Source organism: Exiguobacterium sp. SL-9 (assembly GCF_004336985.1).
Classification (GTDB): domain Bacteria; phylum Bacillota; class Bacilli; order Exiguobacteriales; family Exiguobacteriaceae; genus Exiguobacterium.
This window is the reverse complement of record NZ_SJUO01000009.1, coordinates 20,093-43,842: the sequence shown is the minus strand read 5'-3', so window position 1 is coordinate 43,842 and position 23,750 is coordinate 20,093. Positions and strand designations below refer to the sequence as shown.

At 50.1% G+C, this 23,750-nt stretch carries 24 protein-coding genes and 1 rRNA gene; 24 read left to right on the top strand and 1 reads right to left on the bottom strand.

The genetic code is table 11. From position 1 onward, the window contains the following. The first annotated feature begins 11 nt into the window (after positions 1-11). From rrf to rsmI, 10 genes are all read left to right on the top strand, one after another. Positions 12-127 (top strand): 5S ribosomal RNA (gene rrf, locus EVJ34_RS15190). Between the two features lie 86 nt (positions 128-213). After that, positions 214-1,635 carry an aminotransferase class I/II-fold pyridoxal phosphate-dependent enzyme gene (locus tag EVJ34_RS15185; protein ID WP_236634642.1) on the top strand — a complete coding sequence of 474 codons (1,422 nt, stop codon included), beginning with the start codon at positions 214-216 and terminating at the stop codon, positions 1,633-1,635. A gap of 2 nt (positions 1,636-1,637) precedes the next feature. Then, on the top strand, positions 1,638-2,276 hold the full coding sequence (tmk, locus tag EVJ34_RS15180; RefSeq protein ID WP_131438068.1) for a dTMP kinase: 639 nt from the start codon (positions 1,638-1,640) through the stop codon (positions 2,274-2,276). Then, positions 2,276-2,605, top strand: coding sequence for a cyclic-di-AMP receptor (locus EVJ34_RS15175; protein ID WP_029594397.1), 330 nt, complete (start codon positions 2,276-2,278; stop codon positions 2,603-2,605). The genes tmk and EVJ34_RS15175 overlap by 1 nt, the downstream gene beginning before the upstream one ends. A gap of 17 nt (positions 2,606-2,622) precedes the next feature. Next, positions 2,623-3,615, top strand: a complete 993-nt coding sequence (locus tag EVJ34_RS15170; RefSeq protein ID WP_145963187.1) for a DNA polymerase III subunit delta' — start codon at positions 2,623-2,625, stop codon at positions 3,613-3,615. Between the two features lie 6 nt (positions 3,616-3,621). Beyond that, positions 3,622-4,452, top strand: a complete 831-nt coding sequence (locus EVJ34_RS15165) for a PSP1 domain-containing protein (RefSeq protein WP_131438072.1) — start codon at positions 3,622-3,624, stop codon at positions 4,450-4,452. Positions 4,453-4,475: 23 nt separating this feature from the next. Further along, the gene (gene yabA, locus EVJ34_RS15160) at positions 4,476-4,811 is read left to right on the top strand and encodes a DNA replication initiation control protein YabA (protein WP_131438074.1); all 336 of its coding nucleotides are present in this window, start codon (positions 4,476-4,478) and stop codon (positions 4,809-4,811) included. Positions 4,812-4,877: 66 nt separating this feature from the next. Beyond that, positions 4,878-5,612, top strand: a complete 735-nt coding sequence (locus EVJ34_RS15155) for a tRNA1(Val) (adenine(37)-N6)-methyltransferase (protein ID WP_131486157.1) — start codon at positions 4,878-4,880, stop codon at positions 5,610-5,612. Next, complete coding sequence (locus EVJ34_RS15150; protein WP_131438078.1) at positions 5,605-5,883, top strand: GIY-YIG nuclease family protein; 279 nt, start codon at positions 5,605-5,607, stop codon at positions 5,881-5,883. Before EVJ34_RS15155 ends, EVJ34_RS15150 begins: the two co-directional genes overlap by 8 nt. Beyond that, entirely contained in the window at positions 5,855-6,724 is an 870-nt protein-coding gene (gene rsmI, locus EVJ34_RS15145) for a 16S rRNA (cytidine(1402)-2'-O)-methyltransferase (RefSeq protein WP_131438080.1), read from the top strand. Before EVJ34_RS15150 ends, rsmI begins: the two co-directional genes overlap by 29 nt. Before the next feature lie 16 nt (positions 6,725-6,740). Here the strand turns inward: rsmI and EVJ34_RS15140 are convergent, their stop codons facing one another. Further along, a complete protein-coding gene (locus EVJ34_RS15140; RefSeq protein WP_024372343.1) occupies positions 6,741-7,034 on the bottom strand; it encodes a transition state genes transcriptional regulator AbrB in 294 nt (97 codons plus the stop codon). A gap of 329 nt (positions 7,035-7,363) precedes the next feature. Here EVJ34_RS15140 and metG point away from each other — a divergent pair, with 329 nt between their 5' ends. The 14 genes from metG to EVJ34_RS15070 all read left to right on the top strand — a co-directional run bounded on the left by metG (position 7,364) and on the right by EVJ34_RS15070 (position 23,749). Next, positions 7,364-9,322, top strand: coding sequence for a methionine--tRNA ligase (metG, locus tag EVJ34_RS15135; protein ID WP_131486156.1), 1,959 nt, complete (start codon positions 7,364-7,366; stop codon positions 9,320-9,322). A 53-nt stretch (positions 9,323-9,375) separates the two neighbouring features. Next, positions 9,376-10,143: a TatD family hydrolase gene (locus tag EVJ34_RS15130; RefSeq protein ID WP_131486155.1), complete on the top strand. Its 768-nt coding sequence runs from the start codon at positions 9,376-9,378 to the stop codon at positions 10,141-10,143. Positions 10,144-10,160: 17 nt separating this feature from the next. Further along, positions 10,161-11,447, top strand: coding sequence for a 3D domain-containing protein (locus EVJ34_RS15125; protein WP_236636728.1), 1,287 nt, complete (start codon positions 10,161-10,163; stop codon positions 11,445-11,447). Next, positions 11,440-12,000 (top strand): ribonuclease M5, encoded by a 561-nt coding sequence (gene rnmV, locus EVJ34_RS15120; protein ID WP_034781784.1) that lies wholly within the window; start codon positions 11,440-11,442, stop codon positions 11,998-12,000. The genes EVJ34_RS15125 and rnmV overlap by 8 nt, the downstream gene beginning before the upstream one ends. After that, positions 11,997-12,875: a 16S rRNA (adenine(1518)-N(6)/adenine(1519)-N(6))-dimethyltransferase RsmA gene (gene rsmA, locus EVJ34_RS15115; RefSeq protein ID WP_131486153.1), complete on the top strand. Its 879-nt coding sequence runs from the start codon at positions 11,997-11,999 to the stop codon at positions 12,873-12,875. The genes rnmV and rsmA overlap by 4 nt, the downstream gene beginning before the upstream one ends. An 82-nt stretch (positions 12,876-12,957) precedes the next feature. Continuing rightward, the gene (locus EVJ34_RS15110; protein ID WP_021065751.1) at positions 12,958-13,194 is read left to right on the top strand and encodes a Veg family protein; all 237 of its coding nucleotides are present in this window, start codon (positions 12,958-12,960) and stop codon (positions 13,192-13,194) included. 100 nt (positions 13,195-13,294) lie between these two features. Then, positions 13,295-14,158, top strand: a complete 864-nt coding sequence (gene ispE, locus EVJ34_RS15105) for a 4-(cytidine 5'-diphospho)-2-C-methyl-D-erythritol kinase (protein WP_201739721.1) — start codon at positions 13,295-13,297, stop codon at positions 14,156-14,158. A gap of 73 nt (positions 14,159-14,231) precedes the next feature. Further along, a complete protein-coding gene (gene purR / locus EVJ34_RS15100; RefSeq protein WP_131438092.1) occupies positions 14,232-15,056 on the top strand; it encodes a pur operon repressor in 825 nt (274 codons plus the stop codon). Positions 15,057-15,192: 136 nt separating this feature from the next. Continuing rightward, entirely contained in the window at positions 15,193-15,492 is a 300-nt protein-coding gene (gene spoVG / locus EVJ34_RS15095) for a septation regulator SpoVG (protein WP_131486152.1), read from the top strand. Between the two features lie 185 nt (positions 15,493-15,677). After that, positions 15,678-17,033 carry a bifunctional UDP-N-acetylglucosamine diphosphorylase/glucosamine-1-phosphate N-acetyltransferase GlmU gene (gene glmU, locus EVJ34_RS15090; RefSeq protein ID WP_131486151.1) on the top strand — a complete coding sequence of 452 codons (1,356 nt, stop codon included), beginning with the start codon at positions 15,678-15,680 and terminating at the stop codon, positions 17,031-17,033. Positions 17,034-17,078: 45 nt separating this feature from the next. Continuing rightward, the gene (locus tag EVJ34_RS15085; RefSeq protein WP_029594403.1) at positions 17,079-18,035 is read left to right on the top strand and encodes a ribose-phosphate diphosphokinase; all 957 of its coding nucleotides are present in this window, start codon (positions 17,079-17,081) and stop codon (positions 18,033-18,035) included. A 55-nt stretch (positions 18,036-18,090) separates the two neighbouring features. Next, positions 18,091-18,648 carry an aminoacyl-tRNA hydrolase gene (gene pth, locus EVJ34_RS15080; RefSeq protein WP_131438096.1) on the top strand — a complete coding sequence of 186 codons (558 nt, stop codon included), beginning with the start codon at positions 18,091-18,093 and terminating at the stop codon, positions 18,646-18,648. A 45-nt stretch (positions 18,649-18,693) separates the two neighbouring features. Beyond that, positions 18,694-22,218: a transcription-repair coupling factor gene (gene mfd / locus EVJ34_RS15075; RefSeq protein WP_131486150.1), complete on the top strand. Its 3,525-nt coding sequence runs from the start codon at positions 18,694-18,696 to the stop codon at positions 22,216-22,218. After that, a complete protein-coding gene (locus EVJ34_RS15070; protein WP_131486149.1) occupies positions 22,202-23,749 on the top strand; it encodes a polysaccharide biosynthesis protein in 1,548 nt (515 codons plus the stop codon). Before mfd ends, EVJ34_RS15070 begins: the two co-directional genes overlap by 17 nt. The last annotated feature ends 1 nt before the right edge of the window (position 23,750 follow it).

Here is a 23,750-nt window from a genome sequence, read left to right as displayed (position 1 = left end):
ATATTCTTTTGTCTGGTGGCGATAGCGAAGCGGCCACACCCGTTCCCATGCCGAACACGGAAGTTAAGCGCTTCAGCGCCGAAAGTAGTTGGGGGTCTCCCCCTGTGAGGATAGGACGTTGCCAGGCCAACGCGAAAGACGATCAAGCATCCGCTTGGTCGTCTCTTTTTGTATAGTTAAGTCGCATTTATTTCAGATTGGAAGGGTGCCTATATGACTCGGAAACCTAAACATAATCCTTTTACATTTATGGAAACGCTGGAGCAACATGTGCGAGAAGGACGTGTCTCTTTCCATGTACCTGGTCATCACAATGGAACGGTGAGAGATGAGAGGCTTCCTACTGTTTTTCACAAAATTATGCCATATGACTTAACAGAACTTGGGCACTTGGATGATTTACATCATGCGGAAGGGATTATCCTAGAAGGTGAAAAGGCATTAGGCTCCCTTTATCAGAGCAAAAGTAAATGGTTAGTAAATGGGTCTACTTCAGGAAACTGGAGTTTGTTAGCAGCAACCGTAAAGCGTGGAGAGCGAGTATATGTACAACGAAATTCTCACAAATCGGTTTGGAACGCCATTGAGTGGCTCGGTCTAGAGCCGATTTTACTCACACCCGAATTAGATAGAGGAAGTAGCTTGCCTACTGTTGTCGCATTGGAAACAATTCAAGACGCCATCACGCAGTACCCAGGAGGAAAAGCTCTCCTTCTAACATCCCCTACCTATTACGGAGACATGGCAAATATTCCGCAAATTAGTGCGTATTTGCGTTCGTTGAGCATTCCTCTATTAGTAGATGAAGCACATGGCGCTCATTTGATTCACCCTACATTTCCAAAGCGATCGGCCATTTTTGAAGGGGCTAGTGCCGTCGTACAATCAGCTCATAAAACGCTGCCGGCTCTCACGATGGGCGCATGGATTCACTACAAAGAAGAAATTGATGAAAAGCGTTTGTTTCATGCACTTTCGTCGTTTCAAACGTCTAGTCCATCTTACTTGATTATGGCCTCTCTTGATTATGCGAGGGAGTATCTCGAAAATTTAAGTGATCAAGATTGGGCGCATATTCAAACTAGCCATTTCGCGTTCATCATGGAAATGAGACGAGCTGGGTTTTCTATCAAAGTGGGCGATGACTTCACGAAGATGACTGTTTTAACATATCCGAAAAATGGTCTCGTGTTTAGCCAACACTTAGCATCGATTGGGATTGACGTAGAACTGGCTGCAGAAGATCACGTGTTATTCTGTTTGCCGTTAAGGGAATTAAACAGCCAAGAGATTCACCATTGGGTCAAACTGATTAAAAATGCATCGCAGCACGTTCCGCTCATCGTCGAAGATGAGACAATTTTTCCTTATCCGATGACCGAACGCGTATCACTGTTGCATGCTATATCGGATGACGCCGACATTGTCCGTCTCTCGTTTGAGCAAGCGATTGGACATGTTGCTGCGGAGACCGTTATTCCATACCCCCCGGGAATTCCTTGGATTCTAAGAGGGGAAGTCATCACTCATGAGAAAATAAGAGTTTTGAATGAATGGATTTCATTAGGACGGAACCTGCAGGCAAGTAGACATGTTATGATGAAACAAATTGAAGTTATCGTAGAGGAGTTTTAAGCGTGAAAGGTATGTTTATTACTGTGGAAGGACCAGATGGTTCTGGGAAAACAACACAGCTCCAATTGTTAGTTCAGTCGTTGACTGAGCAAGGATACGAAGTGGTCGTCACCCGTGAGCCAGGAGGAACGAAAGTCGGAAATAGCATCCGAGAAGTCTTACTCTCGCCAGAACATGATGAGATGACACCACGCGTCGAAATGATGCTCTATGCCGCATCCCGAGCCCAAAATGTCGACCAAGTGATTCGACCGGCTCTCCACCGCGGAGCGATTGTCGTATGTGATCGATTTGTCGACGCCTCGGTTGCTTATCAAGGATACGGACTCCAATATGACTTGTCGCAAATTTTGTCATTAAACGAGTGGGCAACAGCCGGGATCAAACCTGACTTGACGTTCCTCTTTGATTTGACCCCTGATCAAGCGAGTCATCGCATGAAAGAGAGAGGTCAATTGGATCGGATTGAGAGCCGTGACGAGTCCTTCCACCAACGCGTATATGAAGGATTTCAAAAATTATTAGAACAACATCCGGAACGAATGGTTCGCATCGATGCTAGTGCCACGATTGAAATGATTCAGGATGAAGTGTTAGATATTACGTTAGAACGATTAAATGAAAGAGGAGTGATGCAATAATGAAGATGGTAATCGCGATTGTACATGATAAGGATAGTGCACGCTTGTCAGATGCTTTGATTGAAGAAGATTTCCGCGCTACGAAATTAGCTACGACGGGTGGCTTTTTGAAAGAAGGAAACACCACGTTTATGATTGGTGTACCGAAAGAACGATTAGATGACCTCCTTGCGCTAATTAAATCGAATTGCTCGAGCCGGGATCAAATGATTACGCCGATTTCACCGATGGGTGGTCACGCCGATTCATATATTCCGTATCCTGTAGAAGTCCAAGTTGGCGGAGCGACTGTGTTTGTCTTGCCGATTGAAGGATTCCATCAGTTTTAATGGGAACGGTCACGAATATGAGCTTTCAAGAATTGACGAAAACTCAAACAGTTATTGCGAAAGTAATTGAAAACTCGATTGTTGCTCAAAAGGTCGGTCACGCTTATATTTTCTCTGGTGACTATGAACCTTATTTGATTGAAACGGCGCAACTATTTGCGAAGTCTCTTTTTTGTGAGTCGCCAGATGGGGTAGAGCCTTGTGGTAGCTGCCGAAACTGTAGACGGATGGATTCGGGAAACCTTGTCGACTACATGGAAGTCGAACCGGATGGGGCCAGTATCAAGAAAGAACAGGTGCAACAGCTATTGAGTGACTTGTCTTTACGTGGTGCAGAAGGTGACCGTCAAGTGTATGTCATTCACCAAGCCCATAAAATGACCCCACAGGCCGCCAACAGCCTATTGAAGTTCTTTGAAGAGCCTGGTGTGGGGAAACTAGCAATTTTAGTAACAACCCAGCCACAACTCCTTTTGCCGACAATCCGTTCGCGAGCTCAGCATTTAGTGTTCCGTCCGATTGATCGGGAGCGACTCGTAGAAACGTTAGTAACGGAAGCGCAGTGTACAAGCGATTTGGCACGTCTTGCCTTACAGACGTATCCGAAATGGGAAGATGCGCGTGAGGCGCTTCACAACGACTGGTTTGTACAGGCGTACGGGCTAGTGGTACAATTAGTTGAAGTATTGACAAAACGCCCGCAGGAATTACTTTTATTCGCCCAGGAAAAATGGCTTGGCCATTTCAAAGGGCGGAACGAGTTGCGAGTTGGTCTCGAGCTGTTCGAAAACTGGTTGGAGCAAGCGCTCCATTTCAAAGTACGAACAGATTATGTCCCGGAGTTATTTACGAAAGAACAAGCGCTTTATATCGCGTTTGTTAAAGATCGTCCGGTGCATAAAATCGTCCATGCCATTGAGTATGTCCATGAGGCGATTCGACGACTAGAGGCAAACGTCAATCCTCAATTAACGTTCGAACGGTTAACGTTCGATTTGCAGAAAGGATAGGAGAGCGTGCTTGAAGTAGTTGGAGTCCGTTTTAAAGAAGCGGGAAAAATCTATTACTTTTCACCAGGCGAAGCAACGCTTGAACGTGGGGACCATGTCATCGTAGAGACGGTACGAGGCATCGAATACGGTGAAATCGTCCAAGTTGGTAAACAACTTGGTGAAGACGAAGTGGTTTTACCGCTAAAGACAATCCTTCGTGTCGCTGATTCAAAAGATGCCGAAATCGTACGAGACAATCGATTGGCTGCTTTTGACGCTCACGCCGTCTGTGAAGAAAAAATTCGTGAACATCGACTTGAGATGAAGTTAGTAGATGTTGAGTATACATTTGATCGTAATAAAGTCATCTTTTATTTCACGGCAGAAGGCCGTGTTGACTTCCGTGAGCTTGTCAAAGATTTGGCGAGTGTGTTTCGGACTCGCATCGAACTTCGTCAAATCGGAGTTCGAGATGAAGCCAAACTCTTGAGCGGAATCGGACCTTGTGGTCGTGTGTTGTGTTGCTCCTCGTTCTTAGGGGAATTTGAACCGGTATCCATTAAGATGGCTAAGGATCAGAATCTATCCTTGAACCCGAATAAGATCTCCGGTGTATGTGGTCGTCTCATGTGCTGTCTGAAATACGAGAATGATACGTATGAAGAATTGAAGCGGGATTTGCCAGACGTCGGAAAACGAATCAAAATTCCAGAAGGTGACGGACGTGTCATCGGTCTCAACATCTTGGATCAGTTGATTCAAGTCGAATTGAATGATCGAACCCGTGTTGTGACGTATACAATCGACGAACTCGTTGAAGTCGGTGCAGTCAAACGAAAACCGTTGAAACAGTGATGGGGTGCTGAGCAGTGGAAAGAATGGATAAAAAGGAAGTCATGATGCGGGTCGACGCGATCGAGCAACAGATGCAATTGTTGACGGAGCATTTAGGGGTGCTCAAAGAGCAACTCGCCTACTTGCTCGAAGAAAACCAACACATGTATCTCGAAAACCATCATTTGCGCGAAAAAGTGGAGCAACTCGCAGAAGTCGATACACCCGACGGCGATCCTCAAATTGCCTTGTCCGGAAAAGGACAAAACAATTTGGCGGCATTATATCAAGAAGGGTTTCATATCTGCAACCTGCACTATGGACAAGTCAGAAAAGATGGAGATTGTCTGTTCTGCATGTCAATGCTAAATAAACATTAATAAAGGGGCGATAGACGGGCATACACCCGTCCGTCGCCTTTGTACGTTATGTAGGAGGGAAATGGCGTGACTGTAAAACAAGGGGAACGTCTTGATGATCTGTTGGGACGTCCCGGAAAAATCATTCAAAGTGATGATGTGTTTTCATTTTCATTGGATGCGGTGCTGCTCGCCGAATTTGTGTGGGTTCCGATTCAAAAAGGGAAGCTCGTTGATTTGTGCGCCGGCACGGGAGCGATTCCACTCTTTTTATCGTATCGGACGAAAGGGACGGTCACGGGCGTTGAAATCCAGCCTCGTCTCGTCGATATGGCGAACCGGAGCATTGGCGTCAATGATCTAGACGACAGGCTTCATATCGTTGAAGGGGATGTGAAACATGCGGCAAGCGTATTAGGGCATGCCCGGTATGACGTCGTCACGTGTAACCCGCCTTACTTTTTGGCGAACGAGACATCACTCCGTAATCAAAATGAGCACCATACGATTGCGCGTCATGAAGTGCTCTGCACGTTAGAAGACTGTATCCGTTCAGCCAGCCAGCTCGTTAAGCCGGGTGGGAAGGTAGCCTTCGTCCATCGGCCAGAGCGACTGCTCGATATTATAACGCTCATGCGGGCGTATCGGATCGAACCGAAGCGAATGCAACTCGTTTACCCAAAACAAGGTCGAGACGCGAACACATTGTTAATAGAGGGGTCAAAAGATGGAAAAGCAGGGCTCACAATCTTACCTCCGTTTGTCGTTTATGAGGAAGATGATACGTACACGAGTGACATGCGGGCAATCCTCGATGCGTAAACACTACGCGTACATCCTTGAGTGTCAGGATGGCACGTATTACACCGGGTATACGACAAATGTGGAAAAACGGATGGAGACGCATAACGCAGGAAAAGGTGCGAAATACACGCGAGCCCGTCTCCCAGTGACGTTACGGTACGTCAAGTCGTTCGAGACGAAGCGTGCGGCCATGCAGTATGAATGGTCCATCAAACAACTCACTCGGGCTCAAAAACAGCAATTGATGGAGGGGACGAGTAATGAACTCACAAAAAAGTTATCAGACTGACGGACCCACGCTCTACGTTGTGCCGACGCCAATCGGAAATTTAGAAGATATGACGTACCGAGCGGTTCGAATTCTAGGGGAAGTGGATTTGATTGCAGCCGAAGACACGCGGCAAACGATGAAATTGTGCCGTCATTTTGGAATCGAAACGAAGCTGGTCAGCTATCACGAGCACAACAAGCACGTGAGCGGACCACGCCTGATTGAAGACATCGAGGCAGGTAAGTCGATTGCCATCGTCTCAGACGCTGGCATGCCGGGTATTTCGGACCCCGGGAGTGATCTCGTGCGGTTGGCCATCTCGGCGAAGCTCCCCGTCGTCGTCCTACCGGGTGCGAACGCAGCGCTCACGGCGCTTGTCGCTTCAGGTCTTGCGACCGAGCGGTTCTTGTACTACGGCTTTTTACCGCGTAAAAAGAAAGAACGTCTCGACATATTGACGTCGTTGCAATACGAGCCGGGCACCATCATTTTTTATGAGGCGCCGCATCGGTTGAAAGAGATGTTAACCGGGATCCAGGACGTGTTCGGCAATCGGCAAATCGTTCTCGGACGCGAGTTGACGAAAACGTTTGAAGAGTTTTTACGTGGGACGGTAGAAGAAGCGCTAGTCTGGTGTGAAGGCGAAGTACGTGGTGAGTTCGTCGTCATGGTGGCTGGCTCGACGGAAGCGGCACCGACACACGACTGGTGGGAGGCGTTATCGCCGCTCGAGCACGTCGATCGTTATATCGAGGACGGATTGAAACCGAACGCGGCCATTAAACAAGCCGCTAAAGAACGAGGTCTGTCGCGCAGCGAGGTTTACGATGCCTATCATCAAGTGGACAAAAAAGAGTAAGCAAGGAATCCCTTGCTTACTCTTCGCTGTAGTAGTTTTCGAGCATGTTTTTCAACTCGACGAGAACGCGTTGCGCGCCTTCTGGTGAAAGGATCAATTTACCGTCTGCCAACTTGAAGTTGTCGTCCGATACTTCGCCCGTCACTTGACAAGTCATATTCGGTTTATATTTTTTCAATACGATTTGTTCGTTGTCGACGTAGATTTCAAGAGCGTCTTTCTCAGCGATCCCGAGTGTGCGGCGTAATTCGATTGGAATAACGACACGACCGAGCTCATCAACTTTCCGTACGATACCTGTAGATTTCATTTTGTGTTTCCTCCTCCAATGGTGTCGAAATCTCTTGGTGACATGAGTCGTCAAAATTCGACAATGTTACTACAGCAAAAAGCATACTAAACTTTCCAATTGTAGTCAACTGCTTACTATTGGAAATCTACATTTTCGAAAAATGACGATGTAAGAGTGATATATACCTAAAATTCCCCGAAAGTTAGGACCTGAAACAAAGAAAGGGTTTATCTGGAACATTTTTAATGAGGGAATAACAAAATAATTCCAAACAATTGGTTTGGAAATTCTTTTGTCGAACCGTGTATAATGGAAATTGCAAATGTCGAAAGGATGGAGAACATACAATGGCGAAGCCTACTTTTTATATTACGACTCCGATTTACTATCCGAGTGCTAAACTACACATTGGTCACGCTTATACGACGGTGGCCGGCGATGCGATTGCGCGCTATAAACGTCTGAAAGGATTTGACGTTCGCTATTTGACCGGGACAGATGAGCACGGTCAAAAGATTCAAGAAAAAGCGAAAGAAGCAGGTGTGACACCGCAAGCGTTCGTGGATGAAGTCGTCAAAGACATCAAAGTGTTGTGGGACCGTCTTGAAATCTCATATGACGACTATATCCGTACAACGGATGCGCGCCATAAGGCCGTCGTCGAGCACGTATTTGAGACGCTTCTGAAGAATGATGATATTTATCTTGGTGAATACGAAGGCTGGTACTCGATTCCTGATGAGACGTATTATACGGAGTCTCAGCTGATTGACGGGAAGAGCCCGGACAGCGGACACCCGGTCGAGCTCGTACGTGAAGAATGTTACTTCTTCCGTCTCAGCAAATACGCGGATCGTTTGATTGAGTACTTCGAATCACATCCCGATTTCATCTTACCGGAATCGCGTAAAACCGAGATGATCAATAACTTCTTGAAGCCAGGCCTTCAAGACTTGGCCGTTTCACGGACGACGTTTGATTGGGGTGTCCAAGTGCCGTCGAATCCGAAGCACGTCGTGTACGTGTGGGTCGATGCCCTCACGAACTATATCTCTGCCCTCGGATACGGGTCGGACAACGACGAGTTGTTCAACCGTTATTGGCCAGCCGACGTCCATTTGGTTGGGAAAGAAATCGTCCGTTTCCATACGATTATTTGGCCGGCACTCCTCATGGCGCTTGACCTCCCGTTGCCGAAACAAGTTTTCGCGCATGGATGGTTGCTCATGAAAGATGGCAAAATGTCGAAATCAAAAGGCAACGTCGTCGACCCGATTCCACTCATCGACCGCTACGGACTCGATTCGCTCCGTTACTATCTTCTTCGTGAAGTTCCGTTTGGAGCAGATGGAACGTTCACACCGGAAGCGTTTGTGGATCGCTTGAACTTTGACCTCGCGAACGACCTCGGAAACCTGCTCAACCGGACCGTGGCGATGATTAAGAAGTATTTCGATGGCGAGATCCCTGCCTATACGGGCAATGTGACGGAGTTCGATGCCTCGCTGCTTCAAGTCGTCAAGGAGACGACAGAGAAGACGGAAGCTGCCATGGAGCACATGGAGTTTTCAGTCGCGCTCACAAGTATTTGGCAACTCGTCAGCCGTGCCAATAAATACATCGACGAGACGCAACCGTGGGTCCTTGCGAAGGACGAAGCGAAACGGAATGAACTGGCATCGGTGATGACCCACCTTGCCGGCGTACTTCGTCACGTGGCGATCATGATTCAGCCGTTCATGACACGGGCGCCAAAAGAGATGTTCCGCCAGCTCGGGCTTGAAGGAAAAGACATGTCATGGGAAGCGCTCGATACGTTCGCGGCTTTCGATGGAGCGACTGTCACTGACGGAACGCCGATTTTCCCACGTCGTGACGTGAAGGAAGAAATCGATGCGATTCAAGAGATGATGCGTCAAGCATCGAAAGCACGCGTTGAAGAAGAGGAAGTGGAAGGCGATATCGAAGATGAGGACGTACGTCCAGAAATCACAATCGACGTCTTTGACCAAGTCGAGTTCCGTGTCGGTCAAATCATCGAAGCCGACAAAATCAAGAAGGCGAAGAAATTGTTGAAACTTCAAGTCGACCTTGGCGGGGAGACGCGCCAAATCGTCTCAGGTATCGCTGAATGGTATGCGCCGGAAGATTTAGTCGGGAAGAAAGTCATCGTCGTCGCCAACTTGAAGCCGGTCAAACTGCGTGGCGAGTTGTCACAAGGGATGATTTTAGCGGCAGATAAAGACGGAAAGCTTGAACTTGCGACCGTATCTGAGAATATGCCGAACGGGGCCATCGTCAAATAATCGTTTGGGGGAGACTTCGGTCTCCCTCTTTGTCTATAGAAGGAGGAAGCATCATGTTGATTGATACGCATACCCATATCAATGCCGAGCAATTCAATGAGGACGTCGAAGCGACAATCGAGCGGGCTCGTGCTGCGGGCGTTTCCCCGATGCTCGTCGTCGGATTCGATAATCCGACCATCACGCGGGCAATCGAACTCGCGGAAACGTATGAGGATATTTACGCCATCGTTGGGTGGCACCCGGTCGATGCCGTCGATTGTACGGATGCTGATTTGCAGAGAATCGAGACGTTAATGGCCCATCCGAAAGTGATGGCGCTTGGAGAAATCGGACTCGATTACCATTGGGACAAATCGGAGAAAGAGGTCCAACAACGCGTATTCCGTCAGCAAATCGCCATCGCGAAGCGGACGAACATGCCGATTGTGATTCATAATCGGGAAGCGACAGCCGACGTGCTCGATATTTTAGAGGAAGAACACGCCGAAGCGGTCGGTGGTGTGTTCCATAGTTACAGCATGTCTGTCGAACTGTTGGAACGCTGTCTGCGTCTAAACTTCTACATCTCGCTCGGAGGACCGGTGACGTTTAAAAATGCGAAAGTCCCGAAGGCAGTGGCGCAACAAGTGCCGCTCGATCGTCTCCTTGTCGAGACGGACTGTCCGTATTTAACGCCGACACCGTTCCGAGGTAAGCGGAACGAACCAGCTTACGTCACATATGTCGCCGAAGAGATTGCATCATTGCGCGACATGTCCTATGATGCGCTCGCTGAAGCAACGACAGCCAATGCGAAGCGTCTATTTCGTCTCCCATGATGTTCAGGCGCATCATATTGAGTATTGGTGTCGTAGCGACGGCGGTGTTCGCGTATATGGCGATGCAGCCTGAACCGATCACCATCGTGGACGACGGTGTGACGACCGTGTACGAGAGTCGCAGCGAGTCGGTATTAGAGGTGCTTGAAGAGACCGGTATTGTCATTGACGAGGCGGATGTGGTGACGCCCGCCTTAAGTGCCGACATCCCGATGGATCGAGTGATTCAGATTGAGCGGGCCCGCACCGTATCGCTTCAAATCGGTTACGGGCAAGTTGAGACGATCGAAACGCGCGAACGCACCGTCGAAGACGTATTACTTCGCTATGGAGTAAGTGTGCGTGAAGGGGACGATGTGTATCCGGGCATACGTGCACCGGTCACATCAGGGATGACAATTCGTTACCAGCCTGTCGTCGCCCTTGATGTCATTGTCGGGGACGAGGCAAACACCTTGTATACGATGGCTCAAACTGTCGAACAGGCGCTACAAGAAGCGAATGTCACGATTTCTGACCAAGATACGGTCGTCCCGGCGCTAACGACACCGGTACGTGAGGGCATGACCATCACCGTCAACGTGAGTCGAGACGTCGTACAATATGAAAGTCGTCTGATCCCGTTTGAAATCGTCATGGAAGAGGACGACACGCTCGAAATTGGAGAGACCGAAGTCGTACAAGTCGGCATCCCAGGACTCGAACGGACGCGGTATGCACTAACAGTGGAAAATGGTACAATTACAAATCGGACCGAAACGAGCGTTGACGTATTACAGACTGTACGTCCACAAATCATTAAACGTGGGACGAAAGTCGTGGCCGACCCGGAGACGGAACCGGTAACGAATCAAGAGACGACAGCCACACTCGAACCGTCGAGCCCGTTTCGAGAAGAGGCGGAGATTAAAATCGAAGAGACGCCTCGAGCCGAGGATGCTCTGGATTTCACCTCCGCGAAACAACTTCTTGTCGAAGCGACGGCGTATACGAACAATGCGGAAGACACGGTCACATTTGACGGCAGGGTACTGACCCGCAGCGGTTATGATGTAACGGACACGATCTTGTATGAAGGGATGCGAATCATTGCTGTCGATCCAGCTGTTATTCCCCTTGGCACACGTGTGTATGTCGAAGGATTTGGCATGGCGATTGCCTTAGATACGGGCAGTGCGATCAAAGGGCATAAGATTGATGTGATGATGGACACGAAAGAAGAAGCGGTGACGTTTGGACGTAAACCGCTCACGATTTGGGTCATCCCGAAGCAAGAAGAGAAAGAAGGAAATGATGATGCGTGAAAAGATACAAGAAGTGATTGTCGTCGAAGGACGAGATGACACGACGCGACTTCAAGAAGTATATGACGTCGATACGATTGAAACGAATGGGTCTGCCGTCTCGAAACAGACGATTGAACGAATCAAACGCGCCCAAGAAACGCGCGGCGTCATCATTTTGACGGACCCAGACTATCCAGGTGACCGAATCCGGGCCATTGTCGAGGAGCAGGTTAAAGGATGTAAGCATGCTTATTTGCCGCGGGCCGAAGCGAAAGATAAACGCGGCAAAATCGGTGTTGAACATGCGTCGCCGGCAACGATTCGTCGTGTGCTCGAAGCGGTGTATGAACAGCGAGTCGAGACCGACATGCCGCTCGTTACCCGTCAGATGGTACTCGAAGCCGATTTGATTGGCGGGGCGGATGCAGCTCGGCGTCGTAAACGGCTTGGCGTGTTACTCCGCATCGGTGAACCGAACGCCAAACAGTTTGTAAAGCGCGTGGAGGCGTTACGGGTCACGATTGAAGAATGGGAACGGGCATTGGCTCAGTTAGAGGAGGAAAATCATTGAAAGACATTGCAACCATCCAACGCACGAAATCAATTTTAGAACGTCACGGCTTCTCTTTCAAAAAGTCGCTCGGACAAAATTTTTTAATCGACTTAAATATTTTGAACAAAATCGTGGATGCGGCTGAGTTAGGTGAGGCGAGCGGGGTGCTCGAAATCGGTCCGGGCATCGGGTCGTTGACGGAACAGTCTGCCAAGCGGGCTAAGAAAGTCGTCGCCCTTGAGATCGACCAACGCCTGCTTCCGATTCTGGAAGATACGATGTCGCCCTATCCACATGTGCACGTCATTCACGGCGATGCACTTGAACTCGATATTCAAAGTATCGTGGAACGTGAGTTTTTTAGCCAAGGAATCGAAGACATTTCAGTTGTGGCGAACTTGCCATACTATGTGACGACGCCAATCATCATGCGGTTACTCGAGAGTCAGATTAAATTCCGCTCCCTCGTCATGATGATTCAAAAAGAAGTGGCCGAGCGAATCGGAGCGAAGCCGGGGACGAAAGCGTACGGTTCGCTCTCGATTGCGATTCAGTATTACGCCGAGGCGAATGTGAGCTTTATCGTCCCGAAAAGTGTGTTCATGCCGGCGCCGAACGTCGATTCAGCGGTCATCACATTGAAAATGCGTCCAAAGCCGGCCGTTGATGTGAAAGATGAAGCCTTCTTCTTCGAACTTGCCCGGGCCAGTTTCGCACAACGTCGAAAAACCATTCTAAATAACTTGACGAATCATCTTGGGAAAGACAAAAAAATGGAAATCGAACAGTTTTTAGGTGAAGCCGGAATCGATCCGAAACGGCGAGGCGAAACGCTTTCGCTTGAGGAGTTTGCACGGTTAGCTGACACAATTTTACCACTTAAAAACAGTTGACGACCGGATAACGAATCGATATAATATTAATCTTTATTTTCTTTTTTGAATGTGTTATACTTGTAACAGTGAGGTGAAGCGTATGCCAAAGACGTTGCAAGAAATCAGACAGAAACTCGAATCGCATGTTGGAGAACGATTGACGTTGAAAGCAAACGGCGGTCGTAAGAAAGTCGTTACTCGGTTTGGAACGCTCGTTGAGACGTATCCCGCGGTGTTCGTCGTCAAATTGGATGAAGACCACCATAACGTGGAACGTGTCTCATATAGCTACGCTGATGTCCTAACGGATACAGTTAAAATTGAATTCAGTAATTGATCGATAAATGAGGGGCGGATGCATTGGCAGCTGCTTCTTTTTTTGTGCGCTCGTTTACGGTACAATGGCGAACAGGAGATACATGGGAAGGGTGAACGATATGCGCACGATCAGTGTGAAAGCGCCGGCAAAAATCAACTTGACGCTCGATGTCCTTGGGAAGCGGACGGACGGCTATCATGAAGTGGAAATGGTAATGACGACAGTAGACTTATCGGACCGGTTGGAATTGACCGTGCTCGATACGGATGAGATTCGGATTCAGTCCGAGCATGCCTATGTGCCGAACGACCATCGAAATTTAGCTTATCGTGCGGCTGAGCTGTTACGGAAGCGATTCAACATCAAACAAGGCGTCGAAATTGTATTAGACAAGCAAATCCCGGTCGCGGCAGGATTGGCCGGCGGCTCGAGCGACGCGGCGGCTACACTTCGGGGGATGAACGAACTGTTCGACCTCGGCCTTTCGTTAGAAGAGTTGGCCGAACTCGGGGCCGCCGTTGGATCGGACGTATCGTTTTGTGTCATGGGAGGAACTGCGATCGCGCGCGGTCGCGGCGAACAGTTAGAGACGATTCCATCACCGCCGCCGTGCTACGTCGTATTGGCGAAGCCGAAAATCGGCGTGTCGACTGCTGACGTCTATCGTGCCGTGCAGATGGAGAAGATTGTCCATCCGAACACCGAGGCGATGGTCATGGCGATTCGGGATCGTGATTTCGAGGGCATCTGTTCACATCTCGGGAACGCCCTCGAGGCGGTCACGCTCGAACTTCATCCGGAAGTTCGCCAAATCAAAGAGACGATGCTCCACTGTGGAGCGGATGGGGTGCTCATGAGTGGCAGTGGGCCGACGGTGTTCGCATTGATTGAGCACGAGCAAAAAGCACATCGTGTCTATAATGGTCTGAAAGGATTTTGTCCTGAAGTGTTCGTCGTTCGGATTCTCGGCAAAAAACATTGAACAAAGACGAATGAGAGTGATATATTCTGTTTAGAACATTCGTTTATTATTGAAGAAGTGAAGGGGAATCCGTATGAAAATTCGTAGAAGTGGTCGTCTTGTCGATATGACCCGTTATTTGCTGGACCATCCACACCAGCTTGTCTCATTATCGATGTTTTCGAGTCGTTATAAAGCAGCTAAGTCATCGATCAGTGAAGATTTGGTCATCGTCAGTGAAATGCTTTCGCATGATGGTACCGGAAAACTTGTCACAGTGCCAGGAGCAGCCGGGGGTGTCATGTTTATTCCAGGATGGAGCAAGGAAAAGTCGCTCTCGATGATCGATGGCTTGTGTGAACAGTTGTCGAAACCGGAACGCCTGCTTCCGGGAGGGTACCTCTATTTGACAGATGTCCTTGGTAACCCAAGTCAAGTGAAGCCGATGGGGCAAGTCTTTGCATCCGTGTTCGCCGATCGAAAAGTCGATGTCGTCATGACGATCGCGACAAAAGGGATTCCGCTCGCTTATGCTGTCGCCGAGCAACTTGGTGTCCCGTTCGTCATCGTTCGCTCTGATAGTCGTGTCACCGAAGGCTCAACGGTTAGCATCAACTACGTCTCGGGCTCATCAAAGGCGATTCGTACGATGGCGCTCGCTCGTCGCAGTCTGCCTCGTGGCGCGAACGTCCTATTGATTGATGACTTTATGAAAGCCGGTGGTACGATTCGCGGGATGATGAGTCTCTTGAACGAATTCGAGGCGAATCTTGCGGGTGTCGGTGTTCTCATGGAAGCGGAAGGCGCCGAGAAGAAGATGGTGAGCGAATACGTCAGTTTGATGAAATTGACGAACGTCGATTCAGATGAAGGGCTTGTCACGATTTCGCGCGGAAACGTCGAACAGTTCTTAAAGTGATTGGCAAAAATTTGATTTCGTTTTATGATGAAAGGGTATAAGGTTCGTACGAAGTCACACCGGTTCGCTTGGAATCATCTCAGCCTTTTAGAAAGTACACCATGGTCTAGACAACGATGAAAAGGGGATGCGAAACATGCAGATCACAGACGTAAAAATTCGCAAAGTCGCGACGGAAGGTAGAATGAAGGCACTCGCCTCCATTACACTTGACCATGAATTTGTCGTACATGACCTTCGAATCATTGAAGGAAGTACCGGTCTTTTCGTAGCGATGCCGAGCAAGCGAACGCCAGAGGGGATTTTTCGCGACATTGCTCACCCGATCAATGGAGATATGCGTCAAAAAGTCGAGGCGGCTGTTTTGGAGGCATATGACCGAGAGGACAGCGCCATCGCCGAGACGCGAGTACGGCACAATGCCATGAATGAGTAATTTTTGACAGCGGATGGGGACCCTTCCGCTGCCTTTTTACGTTTCATTGGTTACGAATGGTTACAACTGTTGAAACCATGTCACGGTTTCGATATAGTAGATACGGTGTAAATAAAGGTTTGAATGCAGAAAAAACCGAACGGTTGAGTACATTACAGTCGATATGAGATAGGAGCGAATCAAGAATGGATCGTTTTGCAGTCATTTTGGCAGCAGGTAAAGGAACGCGCATGAAGTCGAAACTCTATAAAGTGCTTCATCCGGTCCTCGGAAAACCGATGGTCGAACACGTCGTCGATCAACTCGATAAAATCGGGGTCAGTCGTCAAATCGTCATCGTCGGCCATGGGGCTGAAGCGGTACAAGAGACGTTGGGCTCACGCGTGGAGTATGCGGTCCAAGAACAACAACTCGGTACAGGCCATGCCGTGCAGATGGCAGAAGGCGAACTCGCCGGTAAGCCCGGCGCGACACTTGTCGTTTGCGGGGATACGCCACTGTTGACAGCGGAAACGCTCGAGGCGCTGTTGGCTCATCATGAAGCTCAACAAGCAAAAGTGACTGTATTGACAGCCATCGCTGACGATGCGACAGGATATGGTCGCGTCATTCGTGGCGAAGACGGGAACGTCACAAAAGTTGTCGAGCATAAAGATGCGTCTGACACTGAGCTACAAATTCAAGAAATCAACACAGGTACGTACGTGTTTGATAACGAGCTCTTGTTCGATGCCTTGAAACAAGTCGGAAACAATAACGCTCAAGGCGAGTACTATTTGCCGGACGTCATCTCAATCGCAAAAGAAGCAGGCGAAGTCGTGGCAGCACATACGGCGCCGACGTTTGATGAAACGATCGGGGTCAACGACCGGGTCGCCCTCTCACAAGCTGAAGCGGTCATGCGCAAGCGGACGAATGAACGCCTTATGCGAGACGGTGTGACATTCATGGATCCTGCTTCGACGTACATCTCACCGGATGCGGTCATCGGCTCGGATACAATCATCTATCCAGGGACGGTCATTCTCGGGAAGACGATCATCGGTTCGGAATGTGTGATTGGTCCAAACTCAGATATTCGTAATAGCGTCATCGAAGACGGAGCGATTGTTCGTCAGTCGGTCGTCAGTGATAGCCGTGTCGGAAGTGGAGCACAGGTCGGACCGTTCGCCCATCTTCGTCAACAAGCAGTGCTCGGCGCCAACACGCGCGTCGGTAACTTCGTGGAAATCAAAAAATCGACGTTCGGGGACGGTGCAAAAGCATCACATCTCAGCTATATCGGAGATGCTTCGATCGGGGAACGCGTCAACCTCGGCTGTGGATCCATCACGGTCAACTATGATGGCAAAAACAAGTTTGAAACGGTCGTCGAAGCCGATGCTTTCGTCGGATGTAACGTCAACTTGATTGCTCCAGTGAAAGTCGGGAAAGGTTCGATTGTTGCAGCTGGTTCGACCATTACAGATGATGTGCCAGAAGAGGCACTCGCGATTGCTCGCGAGCGCCAAACGAACAAAGAAGGTTACACGAAACGATAAGTTGCTGCCTATTATTATGGAAAACGATGGAGGAGAATCCTAAACATGTCTACTGTATATGAACGTGAAATTCGCCTATTTAGCTTAAACTCAAACCGCCCACTCGCCGAAGAGATTGCCAAAGAAATTGGCATCCCGCTCAGCGATTGCCAAGTGAAGCGGTTTAGCGACGGAGAACTTTACATCAACATCGAGGAGAGCGTACGAGGCGATGATGTATACATTATTCAATCGACAAGCTCACCGGTGAACGAGACGCTTATGGAGTTACTCGTCATGATCGATGCGTTGAAGCGGGCTTCAGTCCGGACAATCAACGTGGTCATGCCTTACTACGGTTATGCTCGCCAAGACCGGAAGGCGCGCTCACGTGAGCCAATCACAGCGAAACTCGTCGCTGATCTGTTGACGGTCGCAGGCGCGACACGTTTGATCACGATGGACTTGCACGCTGCTCAAATCCAAGGTTTCTTCAATATCCCAGTAGATCAATTGTTAGGTGTTCCACTCATCTCGACGTATTTCGAGACAGAAGAATTCAAAGCGAAAGACATTGTTGTCGTTTCACCAGACCACGGTGGCGTCACGCGTGCCCGTAAGCTCGCAGAACGTTTGAAGGCACCAATCGCCATCATCGATAAGCGTCGTCCAGAGGCGAACGTGGCGGAAGTCATGAACATCGTTGGCAGCGTCGAAGGCAAGACGGCCATCTTGATCGATGACATCATCGATACAGCTGGAACGATCACGCTCGCAGCGGATGCCATCGTTCAAGCGGGAGCAAAAGAAGTGTACGCCTCGTGTACACACCCGGTTTTATCTGGACCTGCGATGGAACGGATTGACAATTCGTCAATCAAAGAACTCGTCGTTTTGAACACGATCGATTTAGAAGGTCGCGAATGTTCGAGCAAAATCAAGCAGATGTCGGTTGCCCGTTTGCTTGGGGAAGCGATCATGCGTGTCCACGAGCACAAATCGGTGAGCACGCTGTTCGATTAAAAAAACGAGGCCCGAAGGCGTTCGCCTTTGGGCTTTTTTGTTCAGGAGGAATAAGATGAAATGTATCGTCGGCCTCGGGAATCCAGGCAAAAAATATGAGATGACCCGTCACAACGTTGGATTTTTAGCGATTGATCGCTTAGCTGATAAACATGGGATTCAACTCGATGAAGCTAAGTTTAAAGCAGTAATCGGAACGGGAAGAATCAATGGAGAACGTGTCGTCCTCGTCAAACCGCTCACCTACATGAATCTGTCAGGGGAGTCGGTTCGTCCGATTTTAGATTACTATAAGATTGAAATCGATGACTTACTCGTCATTTATGATGACTTAGACATGGTGCCGGGGAAACTACGATTCCGTCCGAAAGGCAGTGCCGGAGGGCATAACGGGATCAAGTCACTGATTCAGCATCTGGGGACCCAAGACTTCAAACGTCTGAAACTCGGGATTGGTCGTCCGCCGCATCCGATTAAAGTCGTCGATTGGGTACTGATGAACTACCGAAAAGAAGATATGCCAGAATTGAATGATACGCTCGATCAAGCGGTGTCCGCCGCGACTGATTTTGTGGACACGGAATGGATCGCGCTCATGAATCGATATAACTAAAGGGTCAACGTACCCTTTTTTGTCGTATGAGGTGGAGGAAATCAAATGAATGCTTTAGAGAAATTCATGTTGGCATTGCCTGAGACGAACGTGATTCGGGAGCGGTTGCCAAAAGTCGATCGTCAACTCGTCACCGGTCTGACAACGAGTGCTAAGGCGCTCGTGTTGGCAGGTTTGGCGAAAAATTCGCCAAGACGCCTCGTTGTCGTCACGCATAACATGTATCAAGCGCAAAAAATGTATGATCAGCTCGAGTCGCTCGTCGGCCCGAGCAACACGTTGCTTTATCCGATTGATGAGACGCTCGCTGGCGAACTGTCACTCACATCGAGCCCGGAACTGCTTGCCGCGCGGATTGAAGCTCGAACACGTCTCCTTAACGAAACGGGAGGCGTCCTTGTCGTGCCACTTGGTGGGTTACGTCGCTTTATCCCGAGCCCGACGGACTGGCAGACGAGCCATCGCATCATCAAACCAGGGCAAGAACTCGATTTGAAGCCGTTTGCCGAGACGCTCATCACGCTCGGATATGAACGAACGGCCACCGTGACCGCGCCGGGTGAGTTCTCTGTACGGGGAAGCATTTTGGACGTCTATCCGCTCACGGAGGCGCGTCCGTATCGAATCGATTTATTCGATACCGAAGTGGATTCCATCTTTACGTTCGATGCTGAGACACAACGCTCACTCGGGGTCGTCGCTGAAGCGGTCATTCCCCCAGCCACCGAGTTTATCGCGTCGACAGAACAACTGAAAAAAGCCGGACAGGCACTCGAACGTCAATACGATCGGACGCTCTCGTTGATCGAGACGGAGACGATTCGTCAAGCGCTCGAGGACGGGATTGCCCGGGACATCGAACAGTTTGGCCGTGGCGAAGCACCTGAGAAGGTCGGGAAGTATACCCCGCTCCTATATAGTTCGACGCTCCTTGATTACGTCGGACCGGATGCTGTCTTAATTTTAGATGAAGTGGCACGGATTGAAGATGCTGCCGATGTGCAAGACCGTGAGGAAGCCGAATGGTTCTCGTCGCTCATTGAACGCGGCGAGTCCGTCAGCAACTATACGCTCGCTGTCCCGATGCATAAAGTGTTTCGTGATTTGAAGCAAGTGGCGTTCTCGCTCCTCCCATCGAGACGGTCGGGAATTCCGGAGACGAACACGGTCCATCTCAGTTGCCGTCCGCTCCCGGCGTTCCACGGACAGATGCATTTGCTGAAGCAAGAAGTTGAACGGTGGCAACAAGGTGACCATCGCCTCGTCTTTTTAGCAGGAGATCAAATGCGAGCCGATAAAGTCGTGGCGTTGCTTGAAGACTATGGCATCTCGTCCACGTTCACGAATGTGGATGGCGAGCTGTTGCCGCGTCACGTCCACGTCATGATCGGGCAAATCGAAGGCGGATTCGAACTCTCGACGAGCCGTCTCGTCGTCGTTTCCGAAGAGGAACTGTTCAAGCGTGTCACGAAACGGAAACGACAGACGAAGAACTTGACGAACGCTGAACGGATTAAAAGTTATCAAGAATTAAAACCGAACGACCACGTCGTCCACATCCATCACGGGATTGGGAAGTACCTCGGCATCAAAACCATCGAAGTCGGCGGCATTCACCAAGACTACTTACATCTTGTCTACGCCGGCGACGATGCGCTCTATGTCCCCGTCGATCAAATCGATCTCGTCCAAAAATATGTCGGGGCCGAAGGGAAAGAGCCGAAGATTTATAAACTTGGTGGAACCGAGTGGAAGAAGGTCAAATCGAAAGTCGCCAAATCGGTCGAAGATATCGCCGATGAGCTGATCAAGCTGTATGCGGCGCGGGAAGCGTCCGTCGGCTATGCATTCCCGACCGATGATGAGGAGATGAGCCAATTTGAAGGTTCGTTCCCGTATGCGGAGACAGAGGACCAGGTCCGTTCTATCGCTGAAATCAAGGCCGACATGGAGCGATCGCGACCGATGGACCGTCTCCTCTGTGGCGATGTCGGTTATGGAAAGACAGAAGTGGCGATTCGAGCCGCATTTAAAGCGGTTCTTGCCGGCAAACAAGTCGCTTTTCTCGTGCCGACGACCGTGCTCGCACAACAACATTACGAGACGATGCTCGAGCGGTTCAGTGAGTTTCCAATCAACGTCTCCGTCATGAGCCGATTCCGCTCGAAAAGCGAGATGGCTGCAACGAAGAAAGGTTTAAAGGAAGGGACGATTGACGTCGTAGTCGGGACGCACCGTGTTTTGTCGAAAGACGTCACGTTCGCCGACCTCGGTCTCGTCATCATCGATGAGGAACAACGTTTCGGGGTCAAACATAAAGAGCGACTCAAGCAGTTGAAGACGAACATCGATGTCTTGACGCTCACAGCGACACCGATCCCGCGGACGCTCCATATGTCAATGATTGGGATTCGAGATTTGTCGGTTCTCGAGACACCGCCAGAGAACCGCTACCCGGTCCAGACGTATGTCATGGAGTATGACGGCATCGTGCTGCGTGAGGCACTGGAGCGCGAACTCGCACGAGGCGGGCAGGCGTTCTTCCTCTACAACCGCGTTGAAGGGATTGAACGGAAAGCTGAAGAGATTCGCGCTTTGTTACCGGAAGCGCGTATCGCGACGGCGCACGGTCGGATGACCGAGACGGAACTCGAGAGCCAGCTCATCAGCTTCCTTGAAGGAGAAGCAGACGTGCTCGTCTCGACGACGATCATCGAGACCGGCATCGATATCCCAAACGTGAACACGCTTATCGTCCACGATGCGGATAAGATGGGGCTGTCACAACTGTATCAGTTGCGTGGTCGAGTCGGCCGTTCCAACCGGATTGCCTACGCCTACTTCACGTATCGGAAAGACAAGCGCTTGACCGAGGTCGCGGAGAGCCGGTTACAGGCCATCAAGGAGTTCACGGAGCTCGGGAGCGGGTTCAAAATCGCGATGCGCGACTTATCGATTCGCGGCGCCGGCAATTTGCTCGGAGCCCAGCAATCCGGCTTTATTGATTCGGTCGGGTTCGATTTATACTCGCAAATGTTGTCTGAAGCCATCGAAGAACGGAAAGACCGGATGCGCGGTCAGGCGAAACAAGTCGTCTTCAAACCGGAGATCACGTTCCAAGCGGACGCGTATATCCCAGACGAGTATTTGTCAGATAGCGAATTGAAAATTGAGATGTACAAACGTTTCAAATATGTTGATACACCAGAGGCTTTGTTCGCCCTTCAAGACGAGTTGATTGAACGGTTCGGCGAATTCCCAGAACCGGTCTCCCTCCTCATCCAACTGACGCGTCTACGGATTTACGGGGAAATGGCGAAAGTGGCCCGTATCAAACAGACACCGGGTCGCATCGAGATGGTATTGTCGCTCGAATCGACGACGGCGCTTGACGTCCCATCATTCATGGAATGGACGATGCCGCTCGGCCGGAAGCTCGGTGTCGGTCAAGACAACGGCGCGCTCAAGTTGTCGCTCAGCGGTCGGATGCCAGTCGTCGAGCTGTTGAATGATGCCGATACTGTACTTGAAGAGCTCGTGAAGAGGTTGGCGCATGCGGTCGCCAAGTAAGTTTGCGACCGGGGTCGTCTTATTTGCGCTCGCGGGCTATCTTTCAAAGTTCATCAGTTTTGCGTATCGGGTCCCGTACCAAAATATCGCGGGAGACTTCGGGTTATATGCCTATCAGACGGTATATCCATTTGCCGCAATCGTCGCCTCGCTCGGCATGTATGCGATGCCGGTCGTGATTGCGAAAATCGGTGTCGGGGCCCAAGGGCCGCGGCGAAAGCTCGAAGTGTTATGGGGAAGTTTTTATGTCTTGCTCGGTCTCGCTCTCACACTTGTCATCGCGATGTGGGCGCTCGCGCCGGTTATTGCCCGTCTCCTCGGTGATGTAGAACTCGCACCGACGTTACGCGTGATCAGTCTGAGTTATTTGCTCATGCCCGCGTTGGCGGTGCTCCGCGGTTCGTTTCAATCGGTCGATGACTTGAGACCAAGCGCCATTTCGCAAGTGCTCGAAAATCTTGTCCGCGTCACAGTTTTGCTCATCGCCTTGTTGATTGGCGTCCGCTTTGGACAAGACGCCTATACGTTGAGCCGTTATGCGTACGCAGCGACGCTCGTCGGGGGTGTCATCGCCATTGTCATCTTGTCGTTATGGGCGAAGCAGCTAAGAGTCGTCCCGGTACAATCCGCGACGTTGCGGTCTGTCCTTCGAATCTTACTGACGACCGGCTTTGCCGTCGGATTCGCCTCGCTCGGGATTTTATGGATGCAACTCGTCGACTCATTCACGATTGTCAATCTGATGGGTGGGGATTACGCGGCGAAAGTCGGGAAAGGGGTATTTGACCGAGGCTATCCGCTCGTTCAATTCGCGATTCTTTTCACGACGGCGCTCGGGATGGCGAACGTACCGAACTTGGTGCGCCATTATCGTGCCGGTCGGGTCGAGGCGACGTCTTTCGGACTCAGCTCGATGATTCGCGTGACGACGACAGTTGCCGCAGCGGCGACGGTTGGCCTGATGGGCGTCATGTTCCCGTTAAATATCGCCTTATTTGAAAATGCGGCCGGAACAATGGCGCTCGTCTTACTCTCGACGAGCACGTTTGCCGCATCGCTTGCCGTAGCGAGTATGACGTGTCTACAGGCGATTGACCGGGAACGGACGGCCGCAATCGGCATGCTTCTCGCAATCGGTGTCAAGCTGATCAGCAACCTGTGGCTCGTTCCTCACTACGGTATTGAAGGGGCCGCCATTGGAACGTCGATTGCCTTTTTAGCGATGGCCGCCTTCAACTTCAATCGGCTCGATCAAATCATCCCGCTAGGCATGCTCCGATTTAAACACTATGGGCGTCTCGTCAAAACGGTGGCGCCGATGGGCGTCGTCTTGCTCGGCTTGAATGTTATTGCGCTTGATTGGTTGACAGACCGTCTTGACGCCCTCGTCTGGCTTGGATCCATGCTCTTGCTTGGGGCCGGCAGTTATGTCTGGCGATTATGGAAAGAACAAGTATTGACGACAGAAGAGTGGGAGATGATTCCGTTCGGAGGTCGACTCATCAATCTGTTAGAAAAAAAGGAGAATTAAA